Annotated in this window: 16 protein-coding genes and 3 pseudogenes; 5 read left to right on the forward strand and 14 right to left on the reverse strand. The window is 69.3% G+C overall.

Annotated elements, in window-relative coordinates; genetic code table 11:
• Nucleotides 1-15 precede the first annotated feature (15 nt).
• From ACFWWR_RS14765 to ACFWWR_RS14795, 7 genes and pseudogenes are all read right to left on the reverse strand, one after another.
• Nucleotides 16-948 carry an NADP-dependent oxidoreductase gene (locus ACFWWR_RS14765; RefSeq protein WP_383871022.1) on the reverse strand — a complete coding sequence of 311 codons (933 nt, stop codon included), beginning with the start codon at nucleotides 946-948 and terminating at the stop codon, nucleotides 16-18.
• Nucleotides 949-1,070: 122 nt separating this feature from the next.
• Nucleotides 1,071-2,243, reverse strand: coding sequence for an MFS transporter (locus ACFWWR_RS14770; protein ID WP_383871020.1), 1,173 nt, complete (start codon nucleotides 2,241-2,243; stop codon nucleotides 1,071-1,073).
• Between the two features lie 264 nt (nucleotides 2,244-2,507).
• Nucleotides 2,508-3,377, reverse strand: coding sequence for a helix-turn-helix domain-containing protein (locus ACFWWR_RS14775; RefSeq protein ID WP_383871017.1), 870 nt, complete (start codon nucleotides 3,375-3,377; stop codon nucleotides 2,508-2,510).
• A 173-nt stretch (nucleotides 3,378-3,550) separates the two neighbouring features.
• Nucleotides 3,551-4,249: a type 1 glutamine amidotransferase domain-containing protein gene (locus ACFWWR_RS14780; protein ID WP_383871014.1), complete on the reverse strand. Its 699-nt coding sequence runs from the start codon at nucleotides 4,247-4,249 to the stop codon at nucleotides 3,551-3,553.
• A 33-nt stretch (nucleotides 4,250-4,282) separates the two neighbouring features.
• Nucleotides 4,283-4,675: a nuclear transport factor 2 family protein gene (locus ACFWWR_RS14785; RefSeq protein ID WP_383871011.1), complete on the reverse strand. Its 393-nt coding sequence runs from the start codon at nucleotides 4,673-4,675 to the stop codon at nucleotides 4,283-4,285.
• A 53-nt stretch (nucleotides 4,676-4,728) separates the two neighbouring features.
• Nucleotides 4,729-5,289, reverse strand: a pseudogene (locus ACFWWR_RS14790) (flavodoxin family protein); the annotation flags it as partial.
• Between the two features lie 228 nt (nucleotides 5,290-5,517).
• Nucleotides 5,518-6,081, reverse strand: a pseudogene (locus tag ACFWWR_RS14795) (TetR/AcrR family transcriptional regulator); the annotation flags it as partial.
• 204 nt (nucleotides 6,082-6,285) lie between these two features.
• Here ACFWWR_RS14795 and ACFWWR_RS14800 point away from each other — a divergent pair.
• The 3 genes and pseudogenes from ACFWWR_RS14800 to ACFWWR_RS14810 all read left to right on the forward strand — a co-directional run.
• Nucleotides 6,286-6,832, forward strand: a pseudogene (locus tag ACFWWR_RS14800) (carbohydrate ABC transporter permease); the annotation flags it as partial.
• Between the two features lie 94 nt (nucleotides 6,833-6,926).
• The gene (locus ACFWWR_RS14805; RefSeq protein ID WP_384303493.1) at nucleotides 6,927-7,874 is read left to right on the forward strand and encodes a zinc-binding alcohol dehydrogenase family protein; all 948 of its coding nucleotides are present in this window, start codon (nucleotides 6,927-6,929) and stop codon (nucleotides 7,872-7,874) included.
• Nucleotides 7,875-8,046: 172 nt separating this feature from the next.
• Nucleotides 8,047-8,625 (forward strand): TetR/AcrR family transcriptional regulator, encoded by a 579-nt coding sequence (locus ACFWWR_RS14810; RefSeq protein WP_384303495.1) that lies wholly within the window; start codon nucleotides 8,047-8,049, stop codon nucleotides 8,623-8,625.
• Nucleotides 8,626-8,642: 17 nt separating this feature from the next.
• Here ACFWWR_RS14810 and ACFWWR_RS14815 read toward each other — a convergent pair whose 3' ends face one another.
• The gene (locus ACFWWR_RS14815) at nucleotides 8,643-10,343 is read right to left on the reverse strand and encodes an FAD-dependent monooxygenase (RefSeq protein ID WP_384303497.1); all 1,701 of its coding nucleotides are present in this window, start codon (nucleotides 10,341-10,343) and stop codon (nucleotides 8,643-8,645) included.
• 173 nt (nucleotides 10,344-10,516) lie between these two features.
• On the opposite strand from ACFWWR_RS14815, the gene ACFWWR_RS14820 reads away from it, so the two are divergent.
• The gene (locus ACFWWR_RS14820) at nucleotides 10,517-10,891 is read left to right on the forward strand and encodes a nuclear transport factor 2 family protein (RefSeq protein ID WP_383870998.1); all 375 of its coding nucleotides are present in this window, start codon (nucleotides 10,517-10,519) and stop codon (nucleotides 10,889-10,891) included.
• A 112-nt stretch (nucleotides 10,892-11,003) separates the two neighbouring features.
• Here the strand turns inward: ACFWWR_RS14820 and ACFWWR_RS14825 are convergent, their stop codons facing one another.
• The 4 genes from ACFWWR_RS14825 to ACFWWR_RS14840 form a co-directional block, all read right to left on the reverse strand.
• Nucleotides 11,004-11,669: a response regulator gene (locus ACFWWR_RS14825; protein WP_383870995.1), complete on the reverse strand. Its 666-nt coding sequence runs from the start codon at nucleotides 11,667-11,669 to the stop codon at nucleotides 11,004-11,006.
• Entirely contained in the window at nucleotides 11,666-12,931 is a 1,266-nt protein-coding gene (locus tag ACFWWR_RS14830) for a sensor histidine kinase (RefSeq protein WP_384303500.1), read from the reverse strand. The genes ACFWWR_RS14825 and ACFWWR_RS14830 overlap by 4 nt, the downstream gene beginning before the upstream one ends.
• Before the next feature lie 109 nt (nucleotides 12,932-13,040).
• Complete coding sequence (locus tag ACFWWR_RS14835) at nucleotides 13,041-13,886, reverse strand: ABC transporter permease subunit (RefSeq protein WP_384303502.1); 846 nt, start codon at nucleotides 13,884-13,886, stop codon at nucleotides 13,041-13,043.
• Entirely contained in the window at nucleotides 13,883-14,818 is a 936-nt protein-coding gene (locus ACFWWR_RS14840; protein ID WP_384303596.1) for an ABC transporter ATP-binding protein, read from the reverse strand. The genes ACFWWR_RS14835 and ACFWWR_RS14840 overlap by 4 nt, the downstream gene beginning before the upstream one ends.
• Nucleotides 14,819-15,400: 582 nt before the next feature.
• Here ACFWWR_RS14840 and ACFWWR_RS14845 point away from each other — a divergent pair.
• Complete coding sequence (locus tag ACFWWR_RS14845) at nucleotides 15,401-17,890, forward strand: MFS transporter (RefSeq protein ID WP_383870983.1); 2,490 nt, start codon at nucleotides 15,401-15,403, stop codon at nucleotides 17,888-17,890.
• Nucleotides 17,891-18,104: 214 nt separating this feature from the next.
• Here the strand turns inward: ACFWWR_RS14845 and ACFWWR_RS14850 are convergent, their stop codons facing one another.
• Nucleotides 18,105-19,079 carry an Lrp/AsnC family transcriptional regulator gene (locus tag ACFWWR_RS14850; protein WP_383870980.1) on the reverse strand — a complete coding sequence of 325 codons (975 nt, stop codon included), beginning with the start codon at nucleotides 19,077-19,079 and terminating at the stop codon, nucleotides 18,105-18,107.
• Between the two features lie 4 nt (nucleotides 19,080-19,083).
• The gene (locus ACFWWR_RS14855) at nucleotides 19,084-19,539 is read right to left on the reverse strand and encodes a MarR family winged helix-turn-helix transcriptional regulator (RefSeq protein WP_384303504.1); all 456 of its coding nucleotides are present in this window, start codon (nucleotides 19,537-19,539) and stop codon (nucleotides 19,084-19,086) included.
• Nucleotides 19,540-19,727: the final 188 nt, after the last annotated feature.

Raw genomic sequence — 19,727 nt, forward strand, 5'->3', positions numbered from 1 at the left:
TCCTCGGCGCCGTGCTCAGAACGTAAGGATCAGTCGGCCACGGCTCCCGCCTACGGCGAGGAGCCGGTGCGCTTCGGCGGCCTGTTCCGCCGGGAAGGTCTTCGCGACCCTCAGCGTGATGCGGCCCTCCTCCACCTGCTGCCGGAGCCGGTCGAGCTTGGCGCGCTCCCCGGCGTAGCGGAACACGACGATCGGCTCGAAGACGACGCCCCGCTCGCCCGGCTCGTCGAAGCCGCGCAGCGTCACCACTCGGCCGCCGTCGCGGACCGCCCGAGCGGTGAGAGCGCCGAGCGACGCGGCGTCGACGAGTCCGTCGACGCCGTCAGGGATCTCGGTGCGTACCCGGTTCGGGTACTCGGCACCGCGGCGGAGTACGACTTCGGCACCCAATTCCTTGATCAGAGCCTCGTCCTGTTCCGAGGAGTCGGCCACCACGCGCAATCCGTCCGCCTTGGCCAGCTGGACGGCGTATCCGCCGACCGCGCCGGCCGCGCCGGTGATCGCGACGGTCTGGCCGGGCTCCAGGCCGAGCGTGTCCAGTGCCAGGCGTGCGGTGAGGCCGTTCATCGGCAGGGAGGCGGCCTGCGCGTCGGTCGCGCCGTGGGGGGCGCGGACGACCGAGTCCACCGGCACCACGACCTGCTCGGCGTAGGCGCCGTGCGAGCCGTTGGGGAGCACGATCGCCATCACGCGGTCGCCGACCCTCAGATCCGTGTCCGCATCCGGGCCGATCTGGTCCACGACCCCTGCGGCTTCCATGCCGGGAACGAACGGCGGCTGGGCGTCCGGCGGTCCGGAGGGCCCGCCCCGCTGCAAGGCGTCGACCGCGTTGACGGTCGCGGAGTGCACCCGGATCCGCACCGTGTCCGGACCGGTCTCGGGGGCGGGCAGCTCCAGGACCTGAAGCACCTCCGGCCCGCCGAATTCCGTGAAACCTACAGCCTTCATCGAATTACCTCATTGCTCGGCATGCGGTGGTTGAGGTTTCCGACATTCGTGCCTCGCGCACGCCGGGAAAAGGGGAAGGTTCTTGCCCGGGATGTGCGTATAGGGGGGAAGGATCTTCCCCCCTACGCCACCGGCGAGCGTCGCAGCGGGCCCCGGCGACCGAGCGCCCACACCACGAGGGCGAAGCCGCTGAGGACCATGCCCGCGATCGTCACGGCCGTCCAACCGCCCGCAGTCCACAGCACCGAGGCGACGGCCGAGCCGATCGCGCCACCGAGGAAGTTGCTCGTGACGAAGGCCGTGTTGAGCCTGCTGCGCGCCTCGTTCGACACGGCGAGCATCCGCGACTGGTTGAGCAGGTTGACGCCCTGGACGGCCACGTCGAGCAGGACGATCACGACGACGATGAGCACCACGGAGTGCCCGGCGAACGCCGCCAGGACGAACGACGCCAGGACCAGGGCCCACGCGATTCCGGTCGCGGGCAGCGACAGCCCGCGGTCGTGCAGGAGTCCGGCCCGTTGGGCGGCGAGGGCGCCCGCCACGCCGAGGAGCCCGAACAGCCCGATCGCGGTCACGGAATAGCCGAACGGCGGGGCACTGAGCAGGAACGTCAGCGACGTCCAGAACATCGTGAACGCGGCGAACGCTGTGGATCCGAGGACCAGCGTCCAGCGCACGGTGGGCTCACGTCGCACGACCGTCCAGACGGAGGCGATGAGTGCCGGGTAGGGCATGCGCGTCTTCGGCGGAAGCGAAGGGATCGCCCGGTACAGCAGCGCCGCGAACACGACGGCGACGGCCGCCGCCACGACGTAGATGGTGCGCCAGCCGGCAGCATCGGCGATCAGACCGCTGACCGTCCTGGACACCAGGATGCCGGTGAGGATGCCCGACACCACGGTCCCGACCACGCGGCCGCGGTTGTCGTCGTCGGCCAGGTCACCGGCGAGCGGAGCAAGCAGCTGCCCGGAGACGGTCGTCACGCCCAGCAGCGTGATGGCGACCAGCAGCATTCCGAATGACGGCGCCAGTGCGCACAAGAGCAGCGCGACCGCGGAGCACAGCAACATCACGGGGATGAGCCTTTGCCGGTCACGTACGTCACCGAGCGGCACAAGGAGAAGGATGCCCGCGGCGTAACCGATCTGGGTGGCCGTGACGAGCCACCCCGCGGTCGCGGTCGAGGCGTGCAGGTCCGTTGCGATGAAGTCGAGCAGCGGCTGCGCCCAGTAGAGGTTCCCGACGGCAGCGCCGCCGGCCACCGCGAACAGGAAGGTCAGTCCGCGGATCATGAACCTACGTTGCGCGGCCGGCGGCGTCAGGGCTTCGGATTCGGTCACAGTCGGCAATGGCGTCGACTTGTCCGGCGTGGCCATGGTCCTTCTCCTCTGGGCGGGGCTCGATGCGCGAGGCAGATGGTGAGATCGCTTCCCCGTTCAGCGATGTCGCCGACTTCTCCGAGTCCGCGCAGGGGAGACGTTCCGCCCGGGAAGGCCCTGACCAGGGGGAATTTCTGCCCGCAGTGACCGCAGTGACCCCAGTGCTCCCGGCGAGATTTACGCGACGGTGTCGGACGCCGCCCGCCTCTGCTCCGCGGCCCAGGAGGCCAGGAGGCGCACCCCATCGTGGGACGGGGAACCGGGCTCGGCGTTCCACACGATGATGTGCTGGTCGGGGTCCGTGCCACACGTGAGCGTGTTCCAGTCGAGTGTCAGCTCGCCCACCACCGGGTGATGAAGCTTCTTGACGCCCTTGCCCCGCATCGCGACGTCATGCGCCGTCCACCACTCCCGGAACTGTGGGTCACGGGCGGAGAGGTCCTCGACCAGAGCGGTGAGCCGCTGGTCGCCGGGGTAGCGCGCGCTCTCCATGCGCAGCTGGGCGATGGCCAGCCGGGTGACCTCCTCCCAGTCGGCATACAGCTCGCGCATCCAGGGTTCGGTGAACAGCAGCCGAACGAACACGCGCTCCTGCTCCGGGTAGTGCCCGAAATCGGTCCACAGGGCGGCGGCGAGCTGGTTCCAGCCCAGGATGTCGGTGCGCCGGCCGATGACGAAGGCAGGGGAGGCGGTGAGATCGTCCAGCATGCGCTGCAGCTGCGCATCCACCTGCTGCCGGTCGCCTGACGTGGGCGGGCGCACTCTCTCTTTCGCCGCGAGGTCGAAGAGGTAGGTGCGCTGGTCGTCGTTCAGGCGGAGCGACTGGGCGATTTCGTTCAGGAGGGGAGCTGACGCCTGCAGGCGGCCCTGCTCGATCCGCGTGTAGTACTCGGTGCTGATCGAGGCGAGAAGGGCCACTTCCTCACGGCGCAGACCGCTCACACGCCGCCGTTGCCCACCGCGGAGTCCGACCTCGGAGGGACTGAGCTCGGCACGGCGGGCCTTGAGGAACTCACCCAGCTCGTTCAGATGCGGGTTGCGGTTCATGATTTGCAGCCTCGCACAAAAGCCCGGCTCTGTGAGGGGGAGGGATCCTGCCCATGCCGGCTTGGCTGATGTACGAAATTGGTACCGGTTCCGACCCGTATGGCAGCGGGCGGAAGAGGACTCGGCGGCCCGGAGTGCGTACCGGGCCGCCGAGAGAGCGCACAGGGCCGGTGTCAGCTCAGTGCCTTGAGTACTTCCTGTGCCAGCGGGACCGCCGAGCCCGGGTTCTGGCCGGTGTACAGAGTGCGGTCGGTCTCGACGTGCGGGGCGAACGGCTCTGTCTCGCGGTAGTCCGCGCCGAGTTCGCCCACGAGGCGGTCCTGCAGCAGCCACTTCGCCCGGTCCGCGAGGCCGTTCAGTTTCTCCTCGGCGTTGGAGAGGCCGGTCAGACGGTAGCCGGCGAACGGGGACGTTCCGTCCGGTCCGATGGTGGCCAGCAGCGCCGCGGGACCGTGGCACACCAGCGACACCGGCTTGCCCGAAGCGAGCCACTCGGTGAGCAGCCTGCCGGACTCGGCGTTGTCCGGCAGGTCCTCCATCGGGCCCCAGCCGCCGGGATAGAACACGGCCACGTAGTCGTCGATGTCCACGTCCTCGATGCGCAGCGGGTGCGCCAGCTCGGTCGCCTCGCGCAGGAGGGTGCGCATGCGCTGCGCGCCTTCCTCGCCGCCGTTGAAGTCCGCGGTGAGGCTGAGCGCATCCGCTGTGGGCGGTACACCGCCGGGTGTCGCCGCCGCGATCTCGAATCCGGCCTCCTTGAAGACCTGGTACGGGCCGATTGCTTCCTCGGCCCAGAAGCCGGCCGGCTGCCGGGTTCCGTCGGCCAGCGTCCAGTGGTCGGCCGCTGTGATCACGAAGAGGATCTTCGCCATGGGGTGGTCTCCTAGTGGGGGTCTCAGCGGGTCTCAGCCCTTGAGGGCTTCCTGGATGACGTGGCTGTCGGCGGCCTGCCGCATGCTGACGGCCTTGCCGTCACGGACGGTCCACAGGTGGATGAACCGGACGTCGGCCTTGTCCCCGGCCTTGGTCGCGGCGTGGTAGTGCCCGAAGACGAAGACGTGGCCTTCGTCGTCCGCGTAGAACTCCTCGGGCACCGCGCCGAAGGACACGATGTTCGGCATCGGCGTGCCGAAGAAGTCCTTCGCCACGCTGTCCCAACCGCGGTACACGCCGCTGTTCGGAAAGCCCGGGGTGATGTCCCAGACGAGGTCCGGAGCCATGACCTCCTTCGTGACCTCGGGCGCCATTCGGGATTCGTAGACCCGGCGGATGAGGGCGAGGTTCGGGGAGTCGGACATGGGTGCTCCTTGCGGGGGGTGGTGGATCGGATACGGGAAAGGAAGACCTGTGATCAGGCGGCGAGGGCGGCGCGCCCGGCGCGGAAGATCGCGGCCTGGCGCGCGACGCGCGCACCCAGGTGCTCCGCGGTGGCGATGTCCGACTTGTGGACCGCTTCCGGACCGGCATCGGTCGGGCTCTGGGCGCCGGCACCCATGAAGAAGCCCAGCCGGCTGATGTCGTCCTCGCTGCCCGTGCTGGAATCCCAGCCCGGCAGCAGACCCAGGCTGATCCAGTGCATGCCGTGCTGGGCGGCCAAGGTGGCGAAATAGCCCAGGGTGGATGACTTGTCGCCGCTCTTGGCACCGGAGTTGGTGAAGCCCGCGGCGAGCTTGTCCACCCAGACATGGGAGAACCAGCGCTTGCTGCTGGCCTCGGCGAACGTGTGGAAGGCCGCGGAGGCGGTACCCATGTAGGTGGCGGCACCGAAGATGATCGCGTCGGCGGCGTCCAGCTGCGCCCACTGCTCGTCGGTGATGGAGTCGACGGAAATCACGACCACCTCGGCGCCGGCTCCCGCTGCGCCACGCGCCACGGCTTCGGCGACGACGGCAGTGTGGCCGTAGCCCGAATGCCCGAATGGAAGGCAACGGCGATTGTGGGGCGGCCGGAATGCGACATGGTGATCGGGCTCCTCGAATGTATTTGCTGAGTTCGTGACCGAGCTTTGCACCGGAAGAGCGCCCTGTGAGGGGGAAGAAAATTTCCCCTGCCTACCGTTCTCCAGGTAAGCGGTTCTCCCCTTCGGGGGCTGCGGAAAGGTGACCGCGGGAAATTGACCGGCCGAGATGCGCAACCCGGCGAGCACCAGGTCGAGGGGCCGCAGGTGGAACTCGGCGGCACGTTCACCGGTGACGGGGATGCGTGCGCTGAGGTGTTCGAGCAGTAACGGGATGTCGGCGGGGGTGAAGTCGGCGCGCAGCACCCCTGCCCGGTGCGCGCCTCCCACCAGGTCGTCGAGGGTGGCCTGGAGCCGAGCGGCGGAGGCCACGATCTCGTCCGTGGCCGGCAGTGGGCCGCCGATCAGGGGGAGGAGCGGCCCGCCCGGCCCCTGGGCCGACAATGCCTCCCGCAGGAAGCGGGCGAAGGCCGACCAGGGGTGGGGCTCCTCGGTGAGAGCCGTGCGTGCCTGGGTGACGAGCTGTTCCATCCCCACGATGCGCATCCGTTGAGCCAGCAGTGCCTTGCTGGGGTAGTGGCGGTAGAGACTGCCCATGCCGATTCCGGCTCGACGGGCGATCTCCGAGACGGGCGCATCCCAGCCGCGCTCGGCGAAGACCTCGCGCGCGGCCTGCAAGAGGCGGGCGTCGTTGCGGGCGGCCTCCCGCCGGCGGCCGCGTGGCGTACCCGTGTGCGTGTCACCCATGGCGAAGCATTCCCCTGCGTGCGTGCCACGCCGAACGCACTGTCGACGGCGAGGATCGAGCCGGTGACGAAGCCGGCCTCCTCACCGACCAGCATCGCGATCGCCCGGGCCACATCCTCCGCTTCCGCGACCCGCCCCAGCGGGGTCTTCTCCGCGGAAGCGCCGTTGGATCTCCTGCGGCATCCTGGCGCTGCCCCCGGTGCGCTCGACCCCAACTTCGGCCTGGGCGCGGCCCTGGACCTGCCGATCCTCGGACAGGACTGGCTGAGTGACCCCCAACTGGCCTTCTATGCCGCCGTGTTCGTCATCGCCTGGCAGTTCGTGCCCTTTCGCACGCTGCTCTACCAGGCAGGAGCCCGGCAGATCCCGGCATCCCTGTACGAGGCGGCGTCGATCGACGGCGCGGGCCGGCTCAAGCGGTTCTGGCACATCACGCTGCCCCAACTGCGCTACACCATCGTCACGTCACGTCTCGACGCTGATGGTCGTCGGCTCGCTCACCTTCTTCGACCTCGTCTTCGTGCTCACCGGCGGCGGCCCCGGCTGCGCCACCCGCATCCTGCCGCTCGACATGTACATCACCGGCTTCCAGAGCAACGAGATGGGCCTCGCCAGCGCCATCTCCGTGGTGCTCGTCCTGGCAGGACTTCTGCTGGCGGCGGTGGTCCTCTCCACGCTGCCGATCCTCGCCCTTTACATTCTCGGCCGCCGACAGCTCATCAGCGGGCTCACGGCAGGCTTCGGCAAGTGAGTCACCTGCCCAAGGTCTGTGCACGGGATCGCACAGGCAAAACGACCACGAGCGGGCGGGAATCAGCGCCTCCGGGACAGAGTTGGCCTCTGACATGAGCGAAGTAGTAGTAGCAGGCGCGTACGGCGGTCCCGAGGTCCTGTCGGTGATCGATGTCACCGTCCCGGAGCCCGGACCGGGCCAGGTGCGCATCGCGGTCCGTGCCGCCGGCGTCAACCCCTTCGATCAGAAGGTGTACAGCGGCGCCTTCGGAACCGATCCGGCGAACCTGCCGCTGCGGCTCGGCGCCGAGGCGGCGGGTGTGGTGACCGCGGTGGGCGCCGACGCGACCGGCCCCGCAGGTCGGGTCGAGGTCGGCGACGAGGTGATCGCCTATCGTGCGTCCGGCGCGTACGCCGCCGAACTCGTCGTGCCGGCCGCCTCAGTGGTGCCGAAGCCCGCCGGGTTGTCCTGGGAGCAGGCCGGCGGCCTGATGGCCGCCGGTGCCACCGCCGTACACGTTCTCGAAGCGATCGGCCTGAGCAAGGACGAATCGGTACTGATCCACGGCGCCGCCGGCGGAGTCGGTCTGACGGCCGTGCAGCTGGCGGTCGCGCGCGGCGCCACTGTCCTCGCAACGGCAAGCCCAGCCAGGCACGACCTGCTGCGCGACCTCGGAGCGATCCCGATCGCGTACGGGCCCGGCCTGGCCGACCGGGTACGCGCGGCAGCACCGGAGGGCGTCCACGCGGCGGCCGACCTGGTGGGCACCGACGAGGCGGTGGACGTCTCCGTGGAACTCGTGGCGGACCGTTCCCGCATCGCGACCATCGCGGGGTTCGCGCGCGGGGCGCAGGCCGGCATAAAGCTCCTCGGCGGCGCGCCCGGCGCAGATCCGGGCACGGACGTCCGTGCCGCCGCCCGCCTGCAGCTCACCGAGGCCGCGGAGGCAGGGCGACTGCGCGTTCTGGTCGCCGACACTTACCCGCTCAGCGAAGCCGCTGCCGCCCATCGCCAGATCATGACCGGCCACACCAGCGGAAAAATCGTCCTGGTGCCGTAACCCGGCCAGACCCGTGCTGTGTCCCTTGCCTCCGGGCAGGGGACACACCCATGTCTACGCCATACAGCCGTCTCGCACGCTTCTGGTCAAGATCCCTTCATTGCCGTCGGGCCCGTCCAGCTCGCTGTCTACACTCGGTTGAGACGAGCTGAACACATCAGAGGAGCCCGGGATGCCGCGGAACCGCCAACAGGTCCCTCGTGAAGAGCGGACCGGTGATCTGCTGGCCGCGGCTACGGAGCTCTTTCTCGCCAAGGGCTACGACAAGACCACGATGGCGGACATCAGCGCCGCCGCCGGTGTGGCCAGGGGCAACGTCTACTGGTACTTCAACTCGAAGGACGACATCTTCGCCGCGGTGATGGACCGGATGCTCAGCCGAGAGATCCGCACGCTCAGTGCGGAGCAGGCGGGCGCCGACCCACTGAGCCGGCTGGTGCGCGGGCTGTCCGACATGCGCCTGTACAGGCCGCTGCACCAGGCCATGCACGACCGGCTTCCGCATTCCGAGGCGGTTCGAGCCGCCCACAGCACTTTCCTGGACTGGATCGTCGGACTGGTCGACGAGGTCATGGCCGAGCGCGGCCTCGACGGCGACCCCGACATCGATGCCGCGCTCCTCCGCGATGTCGCGGTCGCCGTGTTCGAAGGCGCGAACGTGCCCAACGACCGGAACAGACCGGCACACGACATGATCCGTTTCCTGATGGAGTCCATCCTGGCCGGGCATTCACCGATCAGGAGGGCATGACCGCTGATCGCTGCGGGTCAGAGTTGGCGAATACCGACTTCCGCCGCGACCGCCGGCGTCACCATGACCGAACCCGCGTCCGGATTCCCGGCCTCTGTCCCCCGCAGCCGGTCGAGCACCGCGGCCGGGTCGGCCGGAGTCTGCTCGCCCCGCCACCCGACGTGCCCGTCGGGGCGGACCAGCACCAACGGCCGTTCGTAGAGCCTCGCCGCGGCCGGATCGGTAAGGCGCAGCACCGTCAAGGGGAGCCCACGCTGCTGCGCGGCTTCCACCAGCGAAGACGGGTCTGACGCTCCCGAGACCACGAGCACGAAGCCGCGGCCGAAGTGGTCGAGCACCGAGCTGCCGTCGGGGAGCCAGGCGTGCGGTGCGCGGCAACCGGGCCAGGTCGACGGGACGTAGTCGTCCGGATCGTCGGGCGGTTCCGGGGTGCCGTCCGGCACGCAGACCGGGGAGCCGCTGTAGCGGTATCCGAGCTGCACTCCCGTGCAGAGGAACTCCCTGCCCCTCGCCCGGCGGATCATCTCTCCCATCTCGCTGCGGGCCCGGTCGCCCTCCGCGTCCGCGCGGGCGAGTACGGCGCCGGGGTCGAGCTGGGAGTCGGACTTCCAGTTGCTCGATGCCTCCGTGACGTTGCGGACTGCGATCGGCCGCCGCTCCAGTTCGTAGCTGTCGAGCAGCGCGGGGCCTCCCCAGCCCTGGAGGACCGCGGCGAGCTTCCAGCCGAGGTCGACGGCGTCGCCGATCCCGGTGTTGGCACCGAAGCCTCCCTTGGGCCACAAGAGGTGCGCCGCATCACCCGCGAGGAACACTCGTCCCGCACGGTAGTTGCGGGCCACGACGCAGTGCCCGCTCCAGGGCTGGGCGGTGAGTCTCTCCACACCGATCGGCGCACCGACGGCTTCATGCACCCAGGCGACCGCGTCCCCGGGCTCCGGCTCTTCGTCCAGGTAGACCGAGAGCCGCCACTCGTCCACGCCGTTGACGACCGTGATGTACGGCCTGCGCGCCGACGACAGCGTGTGGATCTGCACCGACTGGCCGCCCAACCGCTCCCGGAGCAGGTCCAGCAGTTGCGGCGCACGAAAATGCACCGCGAAGTTCTGGCCCTGCGCGAACATGCCCTCGAGCTCGATGCCCAGTGCTCGCCGAACGCTGCTGCGGCCACCGTCACAGGCCACGAGGTAGTCGCCGGCCAGTGTCTCGGAGGCGCCGCTCTCCAGGTCACGCACCACGGCGAGGACACCGTCGGAGTCCTGCCCGAACGACTCCAGGCGCGTGGCGAACCTGATCTCGACCGAGGGGAGACTGCGCGCCGTCCGTTCGAGCAACGGCAGGAACGAGAACTTCGAGAGGAACGCGGGGCCCTCCGGCGTCAGCGGGCCGTACGCGCCGGGGGAGCGGTTCGTGACCCCGAAGTCGAATTCGGCGAGTACGTGTCCCGTCACTGACGTGGCGAACACCGTACGGTGCGGATAGTCAGTGGGCGGTGCCGACTCCGCGCGTGCCTCTTCCGCACAGCCCCAGCGCCGAAGGTGTTCCATGGTGCGGGAAAAGATCGCCTCGCCCGCCGGAAAGGGCACGCAACCGTCGCCTTGGTCGATCACCGTCACCGGCACACCACGCCACCCCAGCTCGATCGCGAGCGAGAGACCCACGGGCCCCGCCCCAACGACCAGGACACGCCGAGATCCGGCTCTTTCGTTGCGGTCAGACACAGGTGACCTGCCTTCCTGAACACGGCTTGGATCAGTTGCGACCCAATCTCTTGAACCCGAGTCAGAGTCGCATGCTCGGGCCGTTCTGTGGAAGAGCCTAAGAAACGGGTGCCTATCGACAAGGTCGACACGGTGCTACGCTTGACCCGGGTTCAAGAGATAGGAGAAACGTCGTGGTCTCTCCGGCCGATCGAAGCGATGCTGTGGGCCACTGTCGTGCCCTGGTCGTCAGCTACCACCGCGACATCGACAGTGGCCGGGCCACCGCCGGGATCGGCGCGTTCGCCGACGACGCCGAGTTCGAGGCGCACGGCCGGGTCTTCCGCGGGCGTGACGAGATACTCGGGTTCCTCAAGGCGAGAGAGGCCAACTCCGGGCGGCAGACCGTCCATGTGCTGGCCAACGAGGTCGTCACCGGTCAGGACGATGGAAGTGACGACAAGCGGGTCGAGTTGCAGACGATGGTTCTGCTGCACGTCCGGCAGCCCGACGGCGCCTACGCCTTGGACCGTGTTCTCAATACCGGTGCGGGTTCCGGAGCGGCGTGAGCTGGGGGCGCTTTTGCAATGACGCTTGCCTGACGTAAATCGGGAGCGGCCCGGCTGGACCGTCCTCACGCGCAGGCAGTTGTACTTCGGCGTGGGCTACCGGCACGCATGGTCATGCGCCGGGGTGGGCGTAGCCGGTCTGGTAGGCGATCACGACGAGTTGGGCGCGGTCGCGGACGCCGAGCTTGGTCATGATGCGGTTCACGTGGGTCTTGGCGGTCCATGGCGAGACGTGGAGCTGTTCGGCGATGTCGTCGTTGGAGAGGCCTTCGGCCACGAGGAGAAGCACTTGGCGCTCGCGTTCGGTCAGCGTCGTCAGCTCCGGGGCCGGAGTGCTCCTCCTGTCGGGTGTGGCGAGGTAGTGGGCGATGAGCGCCCTGGTCGCCCTGGGGGACAGCAGTGCCTCTCCACGGGCGACCAGCCGGATGGCGTCGAGGAGATCGGAGAGCTCCACGCCTTTTCCGAGGAACCCGCTGGCCCCGGCACGCAGCGCCTGGAAGACGTGCTCGTCGGCTTCGAAGGTCGTCAGGATCAGCACCCGTACGCCCGCGAGGTCTTCGTCCGCCGAGATGGCGTGCGTGGCGGCCAGGCCGTCCATGTCGGGCATCCGGATGTCCATCAGCACGACATCGGCACGGGTGCTGCGGGCCAATCCGACCGCCTCTTCGCCCGTCGCCGCCTCTCCGACGACCTCCAGGTCCGGCTCCGACTCGATGAGCATGCGGAAGCTGGTGCGGACGAGGGCCTGGTCATCGGCGAGCAGAACGCGGATCGTCATCCCTGCCTCCCTTTGGCGGTGGTCGCGCGTAGGGCCGTGCCGGACCCATCTGACGTGCGGGTGTGGGGAGATGGTCCGGCTGCGGGCAGAGGTAGATGCACGGCGAGGCGAAAACGACCGTCGGCGTCTGCTCCGGCCTGGAGGCTGCCGCCGACCGCGTGGGCGCGCTCGCGCATGCCTGTCAGCCCGTGTCCGGTGCCCACGACCGACTCCGGGTCGGGGCCGAGGCGGAGAGGGTTGGTGATCCGCACGCGCAGTTCGTCCGTCCCGTAGTCGACGAGCAGGTCCGCCTCGGCGGTCGCGCCGTGCTTGTGTGCGTTGGTCAGCCCCTCCTGGATGACGCGGTAGGCGGCCAGGTCGATGGCGGTCGGCAGGGGGCGCGGGTGGCCGGCCTGTCGGTGGCGGATGCTCAGGCCGGCGGCGGTCAGCGATTCGAGGAGCCCTCCGAGGCGGAGCAGGCCGGGCACGGGTTCGGTCGGCTGTGCTTCGTCCGTATCGTCGTCGGACTGTCGTAGTACGTGCAGCAGTGGGCCCAGTTCGTCCAGGACCGTGCGGCCGGCGTCACGGATGTGACCGAGCGCCACCTCGGCCTGATCCGGTCGGCCTCGCAGGAAGTGACCGGCGACCCCTGCCTGGATGGTGATCAGGGCGATGTGGTGGGCGATCACGTCGTGGAGTTCCCGCGCGATGCGCAGCCGCTCTTCGGCGACTCGGCGGCGGGCTTCCTCTTCCTTGGTCGCCTCTGCCCGCAGCGCTCGCTCCTCCATCGCGGCGACGTAGTCCTGCCAGGTGCGTACGGTGGCCCCCACGGCGGCGAACATCCCGGTCCACGCGAACACGGCGCCGGCCTCCGGGCTGGAGGGCGAATCCGTCGCATGGGTGATGACGGCGTACAGGGCGACGGCCGTGCCCGATACGGCGATCAGGGCGATCCGCCGACGGACCGTTCGGGCCACGGTGTAGACCGCGATCAACGTGGCGATCTTCAGCACCCGCGACGGATACGACGCGAGGACGGTGAAGGCCACCTCCCCGAGCACAGTCAGCGCCAGGACGGGCAGCGGTGCCCTGCGGCGGGCCAGCAGAAGCAGGAACGCGGCCGCCGCGGCCACGGCGTCAGCGCCCGACGGACGTACGCCGTCAGGCCACCGTCCGAACAGCAGAGGCAGCAGGCCGGTACTGCCCACGACGGTGGCGAGGACGGCATCCAGCAGGCGCGGGTGCGCGCCGGTCACCCGTCGCAGCGACGCCGGTCCGATCACGGCTTCACCGTTCCTCAATACAGATCCTCGGTGTTGGACAGATGCGGCCGTCTGTCTTCACGCCTGAAGGCGTTCGAGCGGGTTGGCGGTGTGCCCGTGGCAACCGGGGTCACGCGTCGCGTCGCTTGAACAATACGGCCGCGCCGGCCAGGAGCACCACGATGTAACCGGTGAACACCGCGAGCCCGGACCCGGATGACAGCGAGTCACTGGCCGTCCGCACCGTCATGACCGCGTTCGCCGCGTTCGACGGCAGGTACGGGCCGATGGCGTCGTTCCAGCTGCTCGGCAGTAGCTGGATGAGGCCGGGCACCACGAACAGCGCGCCCACCACGAGGGTGATGGCACCGGCGGTGTTGCGCAGCAGGACGCCGACCGCCAGGCCGATCAACCCGGCACCGGTCAGGTAGACCGCGGCGCCGACAAGCGCCCGGAGCACCCCCGGATCGGACAGCGCGGTGGTGTCCAGACCGCGTGAGGACAGGACCGACTGACCGGACAGGAAGGCCCCCAGGACCGCGACCCACATGAGCACGAAGCACACCGTGGCAAAGACGATCACCTTGCCCCACAACACCGGCAGGCGTGAGGGGACCGCGGCGAGCGTGGCGCGGATGGACCCGGTGGCGTATTCCCCGGCACTCATCAGGACCCCGAGCACCGCGACGGCCAGCGCGGCGAGCATCACCCCGCCCAGGCTGATCGAGGTCGGGTCACCGAAATTATCCTCTCCGGGACCGTCTCCCGAGCCGACCACACTGCTGAACAGCAGTCCGAGGCCGATGACCAGGGCCACGGTGATCGCCAGCGTGTAGAGCGTCGAGCGCAGCGATCGCAGCTTGATCCATTCCATGTGGACGACCCGCGGAAAGGTCACCCGCTGACCGCCCGCATGCCGACCGGCGGTACCGGTCGTCTTCTGCGTGTCCTGACTGTCGAGGGCGGTGATGCTCATCGGTTCGTCCTTCCGGCGGCGAACTCGGCGGTGGTGGCGTGGTATTCGACGGCGTCGCGGGTCAGCTCCATGAACGCCTCCTCCAGTGACGCCTCCTGAACGAACAACTCGTGCAGCACCAGCCCGGCGGCCGCGGCGCGTTCGCCGATCTCGGGGGCATCCAGCCCCTGGACGTCCAGCACGCCGGGCCGGCTGTTGGTGACCGAGACGCCGTCGCCCACCAGCAGGTCACGCAGGGACGCGGCCTGCGGCGACTGCACCCGTACGCTCCGGCTGGAGGACTGGGCGACGAAGTCGGCGAGCGGGCCCGCGGACAGCAGCCGGCCGCGCCCGATCACGATGAGGTCCTCGGCGATCAACGCCATCTCGGTCATCAGGTGAGAGGACACGAAGACGGTCCGCCCCTGGTCCGCTAGATCCTTCAGGAGGTTGCGGATCCACAGCACGCCTTCGGGGTCGAGGCCGTTGACCGGCTCGTCCAGCATGACGATGTGCGGGTCGCCGAGCAGCGCCGAGGCGATGCCCAGCCGCTGCCCCATACCCAGCGAGAAGCCGCCCGCCCGTTTGCGGGCAACCTCCGTCAGGCCGACCATGTCGATCACTTCCAGCACCCGCTGTCTGCCGATGCCGTTGCTCGCGGCCAACGCGAGCAGGTGCTGATATGCCGACCGTCCTGGGTGGATCGCCTTCGCCTCCAGCAGCGCCCCGATCTCCTGCAGTGGGGCCCTGCGCTGCTCGTAGGGGAGGCCGTTGACGCGGACGGTCCCGGACGACGGCCGGTCCAGCCCCATGACCATCCGCATCGTCGTCGATTTGCCCGCCCCGTTGGGTCCGAGGAATCCCGTCACCACTCCAGGACGCACGGTGAAACTCAGCGCGTCGACCGCGAGCTTGTCGCCGTACCTCTTGCTGAGGTTGTTCACGTCGATCACCATCCACCTCCGGGTTGTTCGAGGCCTCAAGGTTCTTGCAACGCGGTCGGTTCCAGCGTCGCCCCAGGGCGCTCACTGTCCGTACCACGACGGCAGTACGCCGTTGCCCACGGCAGCGACCTTGGGGTGACGTTCGCCGTCGGTCGCCGTGATCGAACAAGGTTGACGATTGACGTGAGACGGCCGTGAGCTGCGGATTCGATGCCGTACCCGAAGGTCGTACGGTGGCCTGGCCCGCCGACTGTGACGGGTTGGGCGCGGGGACGCGTGGCCGGGGAGTACGCGCCCCTCCGCCTGGGGTGCGTCCCCAGGGACTTGCCGGCCGTGGGCTCGGGCGATGAGCGTCGTCGCTGAGCGTCTGCCCCCACCGGGTCCACCTGCCGGCCCACCCCACATGAAGGAGCGCGCCGAGTGCGACTGCACCGGACCAGCCGTTGGCCCGTCGGAAATCCCTCGCAGGACCGCGCCGGATGTCGGTTTTCCTGATTCCGGAGGCTGTGACTGGCTCGGGTGGCGGAAGCGGCCGGAAGGTATCGGCGTGTAAGCCGAGTGCGGCCTCGCCGCGCCACAAGGGAGAGTTTTGTGAACGTCGCCTCAACGGCGAACGAGCCGCGAGAACGGCAAGTGGCCACGCTGGTCATGGCCTGTCTCGGGATGTTCGTCGCCTATCTGCCAGTGACCACCGTCTCGGTGAGCCTGCCCGCCATTCAGGGCGCGTTGCACGCGTCGACCTCCCAACTGACCTGGGTCTCGTCCGCGTTCCAGCTCCCCATGGCCGCTTTCATCCTGACCGCCGGGGTCTTCGGTGACGTACACGGCCGCAAGAAGGTGTACCTGGCAGGCCTCGCGTTGGCCGGCGCGGGAGCCGCAACAGCACTGTCGGCACAGTCGGTCGAGGTCCTGTGGGTCGGTCAGGCGTGCGCCGGGTTGGGCGCGGCCGCGTTGCTGCCGTCGACGTTGGCCCTGATCAGTCATGCCGTGCCCGACCCCCGCAAACGCGGCACGTTCGTCGGGCTCTGGGCGGCGTCCCTGATGGCCGCGCTGGCCGTCGGCCCCATGGTCGCCGGTGTGATCCTCGACCACACGACCTGGCGCTGGATCTTCCTGCCGACCATACCGGTTGCGGTCATCACCCTGGCGGTCGCGGCACCCCTGGTGACCGACTCCCGCGCGCCCGGTGAGCGCCGGCTGGACTGGCCCGGCCAGATCACCGCGGCGGTGACCATCACGGCGCTGGTCTACGGTGTCATCGAGGGCGGTGCCGCGTCGTTCACCGAGGGCCGGGTGATCGTGGCCCTGTCGCTGGCGGCGGTCAGCGCCATCGCCTTCGTCCTGGCCGAGCGGCGCAGCCCCAGCCCGATGCTGGACCTGTCGCTCTTCCGCAGCGCGGCCTTCAGCGCGACGACCCTGATCGCCATGATCACGTTCCTGGGGCTGATCGGTTTCTTCTTCGTCCTCAGCCTGTACTTCGGTCTGGTGCAGCGCCTCGACACCCTGCACGCCGGTTACCGGCTGCTGGTCGTCTGTGTGGTCTCGTTGGTCGTGGGCGCGCTGGCAGGCCGCCTCATGCACCGGATCCCGCCTCGACGCATGATCACCACCGGGCTTCTGGTCACCGCGGGTTCGCTGGTGTCCTTGACCGCGATCGATGCCGGGACCGGCTTCGGTCCGCTGGCCTGGCGGCTGGCCCTGCTCGGCCTCGGTCTCGGTCTGGTGATCACCCCGATGACTGCCACGGCGGTCGCGGCGGTGCCGCACCACTTGGCCGGTATGGCGTCGGCGGGCAACAACGCCTTCCGGCAGGTCGGCGGCGTGCTCGGCCCGGCCGTGCTGGGCACCTTGCTGACGACGAAGAGCGCCGACACCCTGCCTGGCCACCTGCGCGACGCGGGCCTCACGGGACCTGTGGCCCACCGGATCACCGACGCCGTGGACGCCGGCGGCCTGGGAGCGGCGGCCCGGATGAACCTCGGCCAGGACACCGGCCGGGCCATGGGCGCGTTGGGTGAGGCCTTCCTCGACGGCCTCCACCTGTGCCTGATCGTGGCCGCATGCTTGGCCATGTTGGCCGCACTCGTCGGTGCGGTACTGCTGCGGACTCCGCGTCGCACCATGACACCTGTTGCCGGCTCTGCGGATCAGGTGGCATCCGAGGACGCCGATCCTTCCGTCGCGTTCGTGCCGGAGCGGGAGCCGGAGCAGGTGCTGGTCGGTGCCCATGCTCGAGGGTGGTCGGGCGAGCCTGGGCAGCGGCTGGGGGCAGTCGGCTCCGCAACCGGTGGTGACACGTTCGTCCCTGACGGTGGACGGGGTCCCGCCCTGTACGGCCGGACACTCGAGACGGGTGGAGAGGCGGTCGAGGGAGCCACACTGACGCTGATCTCATTGGGCGGGCGACAGCTGGGCCGGGCCGTGGCGCATTCCGGAGGGCGTTACCGTCTAGAAGCGCCGAGCGCGGGATCGTACGTTCTGATCGCGGCAGCGGAGGGCCACCAACCGCAGGCGTCCACCGTGGTGGTGGGGGAGGAGCCGCTGTCCCACGACATCCTCTTGTCCGCGAACAGCGGGCTGGTCGGCACGGTGGTCACCGCCGGGGACGGGGTGCCCGTGCAGGGGGCGACGGTGGCGGTGACGGACGTGCGGGGAGAGGCACTGGCCGCTGAAACGACCGACGCATCCGGCGCGTTCGCGTTCGGTGAGCTGCCGCAGGGTGATGTCACGGTGGTGGTGAACGCGGCGGGATTCCGGCCTGCCGCTCTCCCGGTGCGGGTATTTGGCCCTCAACTCGCCCGTCTGGACGTGGCGTTGTGGCCTGGCGCAGTACTGCGGGGCACCGTGCGGACGGGCGCCGATCGCCGGCCGTTGACCGACGCGCGGGTCACGCTCGTGGACAAGGTCGGCAACGTCATCGGCACGGCGACCACCGGGCCGGACGGCGGCTATGCCTTCACCGACCTGGACGCGGGGGACTACTCGGTGATCGCCAGTGGCTATCCGCCGGTTGCCGCGCCGGTATCCGTGGACGGGCCGGGACTTGAGTTCGACGTGGAACTTGCTCATTCGGAGCGGTGAACGGGCCGGGCGATGAGTAGCCCTCGGCTGAGAGCGAGGCAGTAACACGTACCGGTCCGGGCCCGACCGGGGCACGGAGGGTCCGGACCGGTATGGGGCGCGTCCGTGGGGACGGGAGAGCGCCCGCGCGCGTGGTCCGGGACCTCACTTCCCCCGGGTCCCGGACCACGACGTCACCACGACGTCACCACGGGGACAGGCTCCCGTGGTGTGGTCAGCGGTTCGGTTCGTAGGTGAGTTGCTTGACTTCGCGCAGAACAAGAGCCGACTCGACCGCCTGGATGCCGTCGAGGGCACCGATCTTCTCGCTCAGGTAGGTGTACAGCTCGTCGGAGCTTGTGAAGTGGGCGGAGACGACGATGTTCGCCTGGCCGGTGGTGGCGGACACGAAATCCACTTCCTGATGCGCAGCGATGCTGCGGCCCACGCCGGCCAGGGCACGGGGTGTCACGGTGAGCCAGAGCATGACGCTGACGTCCTGTCCGAGGGACCCGTGGTCGTACTGCACGTCGAAGTACAGCGCGCCGGTGGAGCGCAGGGTCTCGAGCCGCCGTTTGACCGCCGACTCCGACTGGCCGGTGGCCTTGTGCAGGTCGGCCAGGGTGGCCCGGCCGTCGTGGCGGAGTATCGCGAGCAGCGCCTCGTCGGCCGCGTCCGGAGTGACGGGGGCGTCGAGCCGCACCGGGTCCGGCAGGCGTAGAGCGGACTCCTGTTCGGGGGTGAGGGCGTTGGACTTGTTCAGCCAGCCGAGTGAGCCGCCGTAGAAGGAGTGCAGGAGGCCGTGGGCGGTCACCCTGACGATCTGCCGGGTGCGTTGGAGTCGACCGAAGAGCAGCTCGTCCCTCTCCTTTCGGCTGCGGGGCTTCATACCGCAGACGACCTCGGTGCCGCCTGAGGTGAGGTTCACGTAGAGGGTGTCGGGGCGTCTGGCGAGGGCGTCCGCGAGTTGCTCCGCCACGTCCGGAATGCAGTGCAGCCGTACGATCCAGCTCTGCCGGCCGAACCGGTTCTCGTCTGTCATGCCGAGAACGCGCACGTTGACGGTGTTGTGCAGCCTCCGGTACCGCCGGGCCACGGTCTGGTCGGAAACTCCGAGGACGGCCGCGATACGGCTGAACGCGGCGCGTCCGTCGAGTTGCAGCGCTTGCAGAATCTGGAGGTCGAGGGGATCGAGGGTCGGCGGGCTCACCGGCTCATGCCTCCCGGATCGCGTCGGCCGCCTCGTCGAGCAGTGTCCTCAGCTGTGCGGTCTTCTCGGGACCCAGCTTTTCGGCGATCTGCTGTTCGATCCCCACGATCACGGCATCGGCGTCGCGCAGGGCGTCGCGGCCGGCGTCGGTGAGGTGAAGCTCCTGCACGTGGCGGTGGCGTGAGTGCGGTCGGCGTTCCAGATGGCCTCGCTCCTCCAGGCGGGCCACCTGGGAGGCCACTGCCTGTGGGGTGACGTTCAGGCGGCGGGCCAGTTCCGCGCCGGTCAGGCCGGGATCGGCATGGACGCAGATCAGCAGGGTGTATTGCGCGGCCGCGAGACCCAGCGGTCGTAGCCGCTGATCCTTCCGGGCCTGCACTGCCCACTCCGCCCGCCGCAGTGCCCAGGTCACTCGGTCCAGTGCGTTGGCAGCGATCGGCCGCTCGTCATCGTGTGTCACGCCGCGAGAATACGGCACCTTGGTGCATATAAACTTAACTGATAGGAGTCAACCTAGTGAAGGTCGCGGTTTCGTCTCCGGGCAGGAGTTGGCGGAACGCTGATCGAGGTCGGAGATCTCTCTGCCTGCCGGGGTGCGAGAAGTCGAGGCGGAGTCGGCGGATGGGAGTGTTCGTCGTCTTCAGCCAA

Origin of the sequence: Streptomyces sp. NPDC058678 (assembly GCF_042714835.1) — a bacterium.
Taxonomy (GTDB): domain Bacteria; phylum Actinomycetota; class Actinomycetes; order Streptomycetales; family Streptomycetaceae; genus Streptomyces.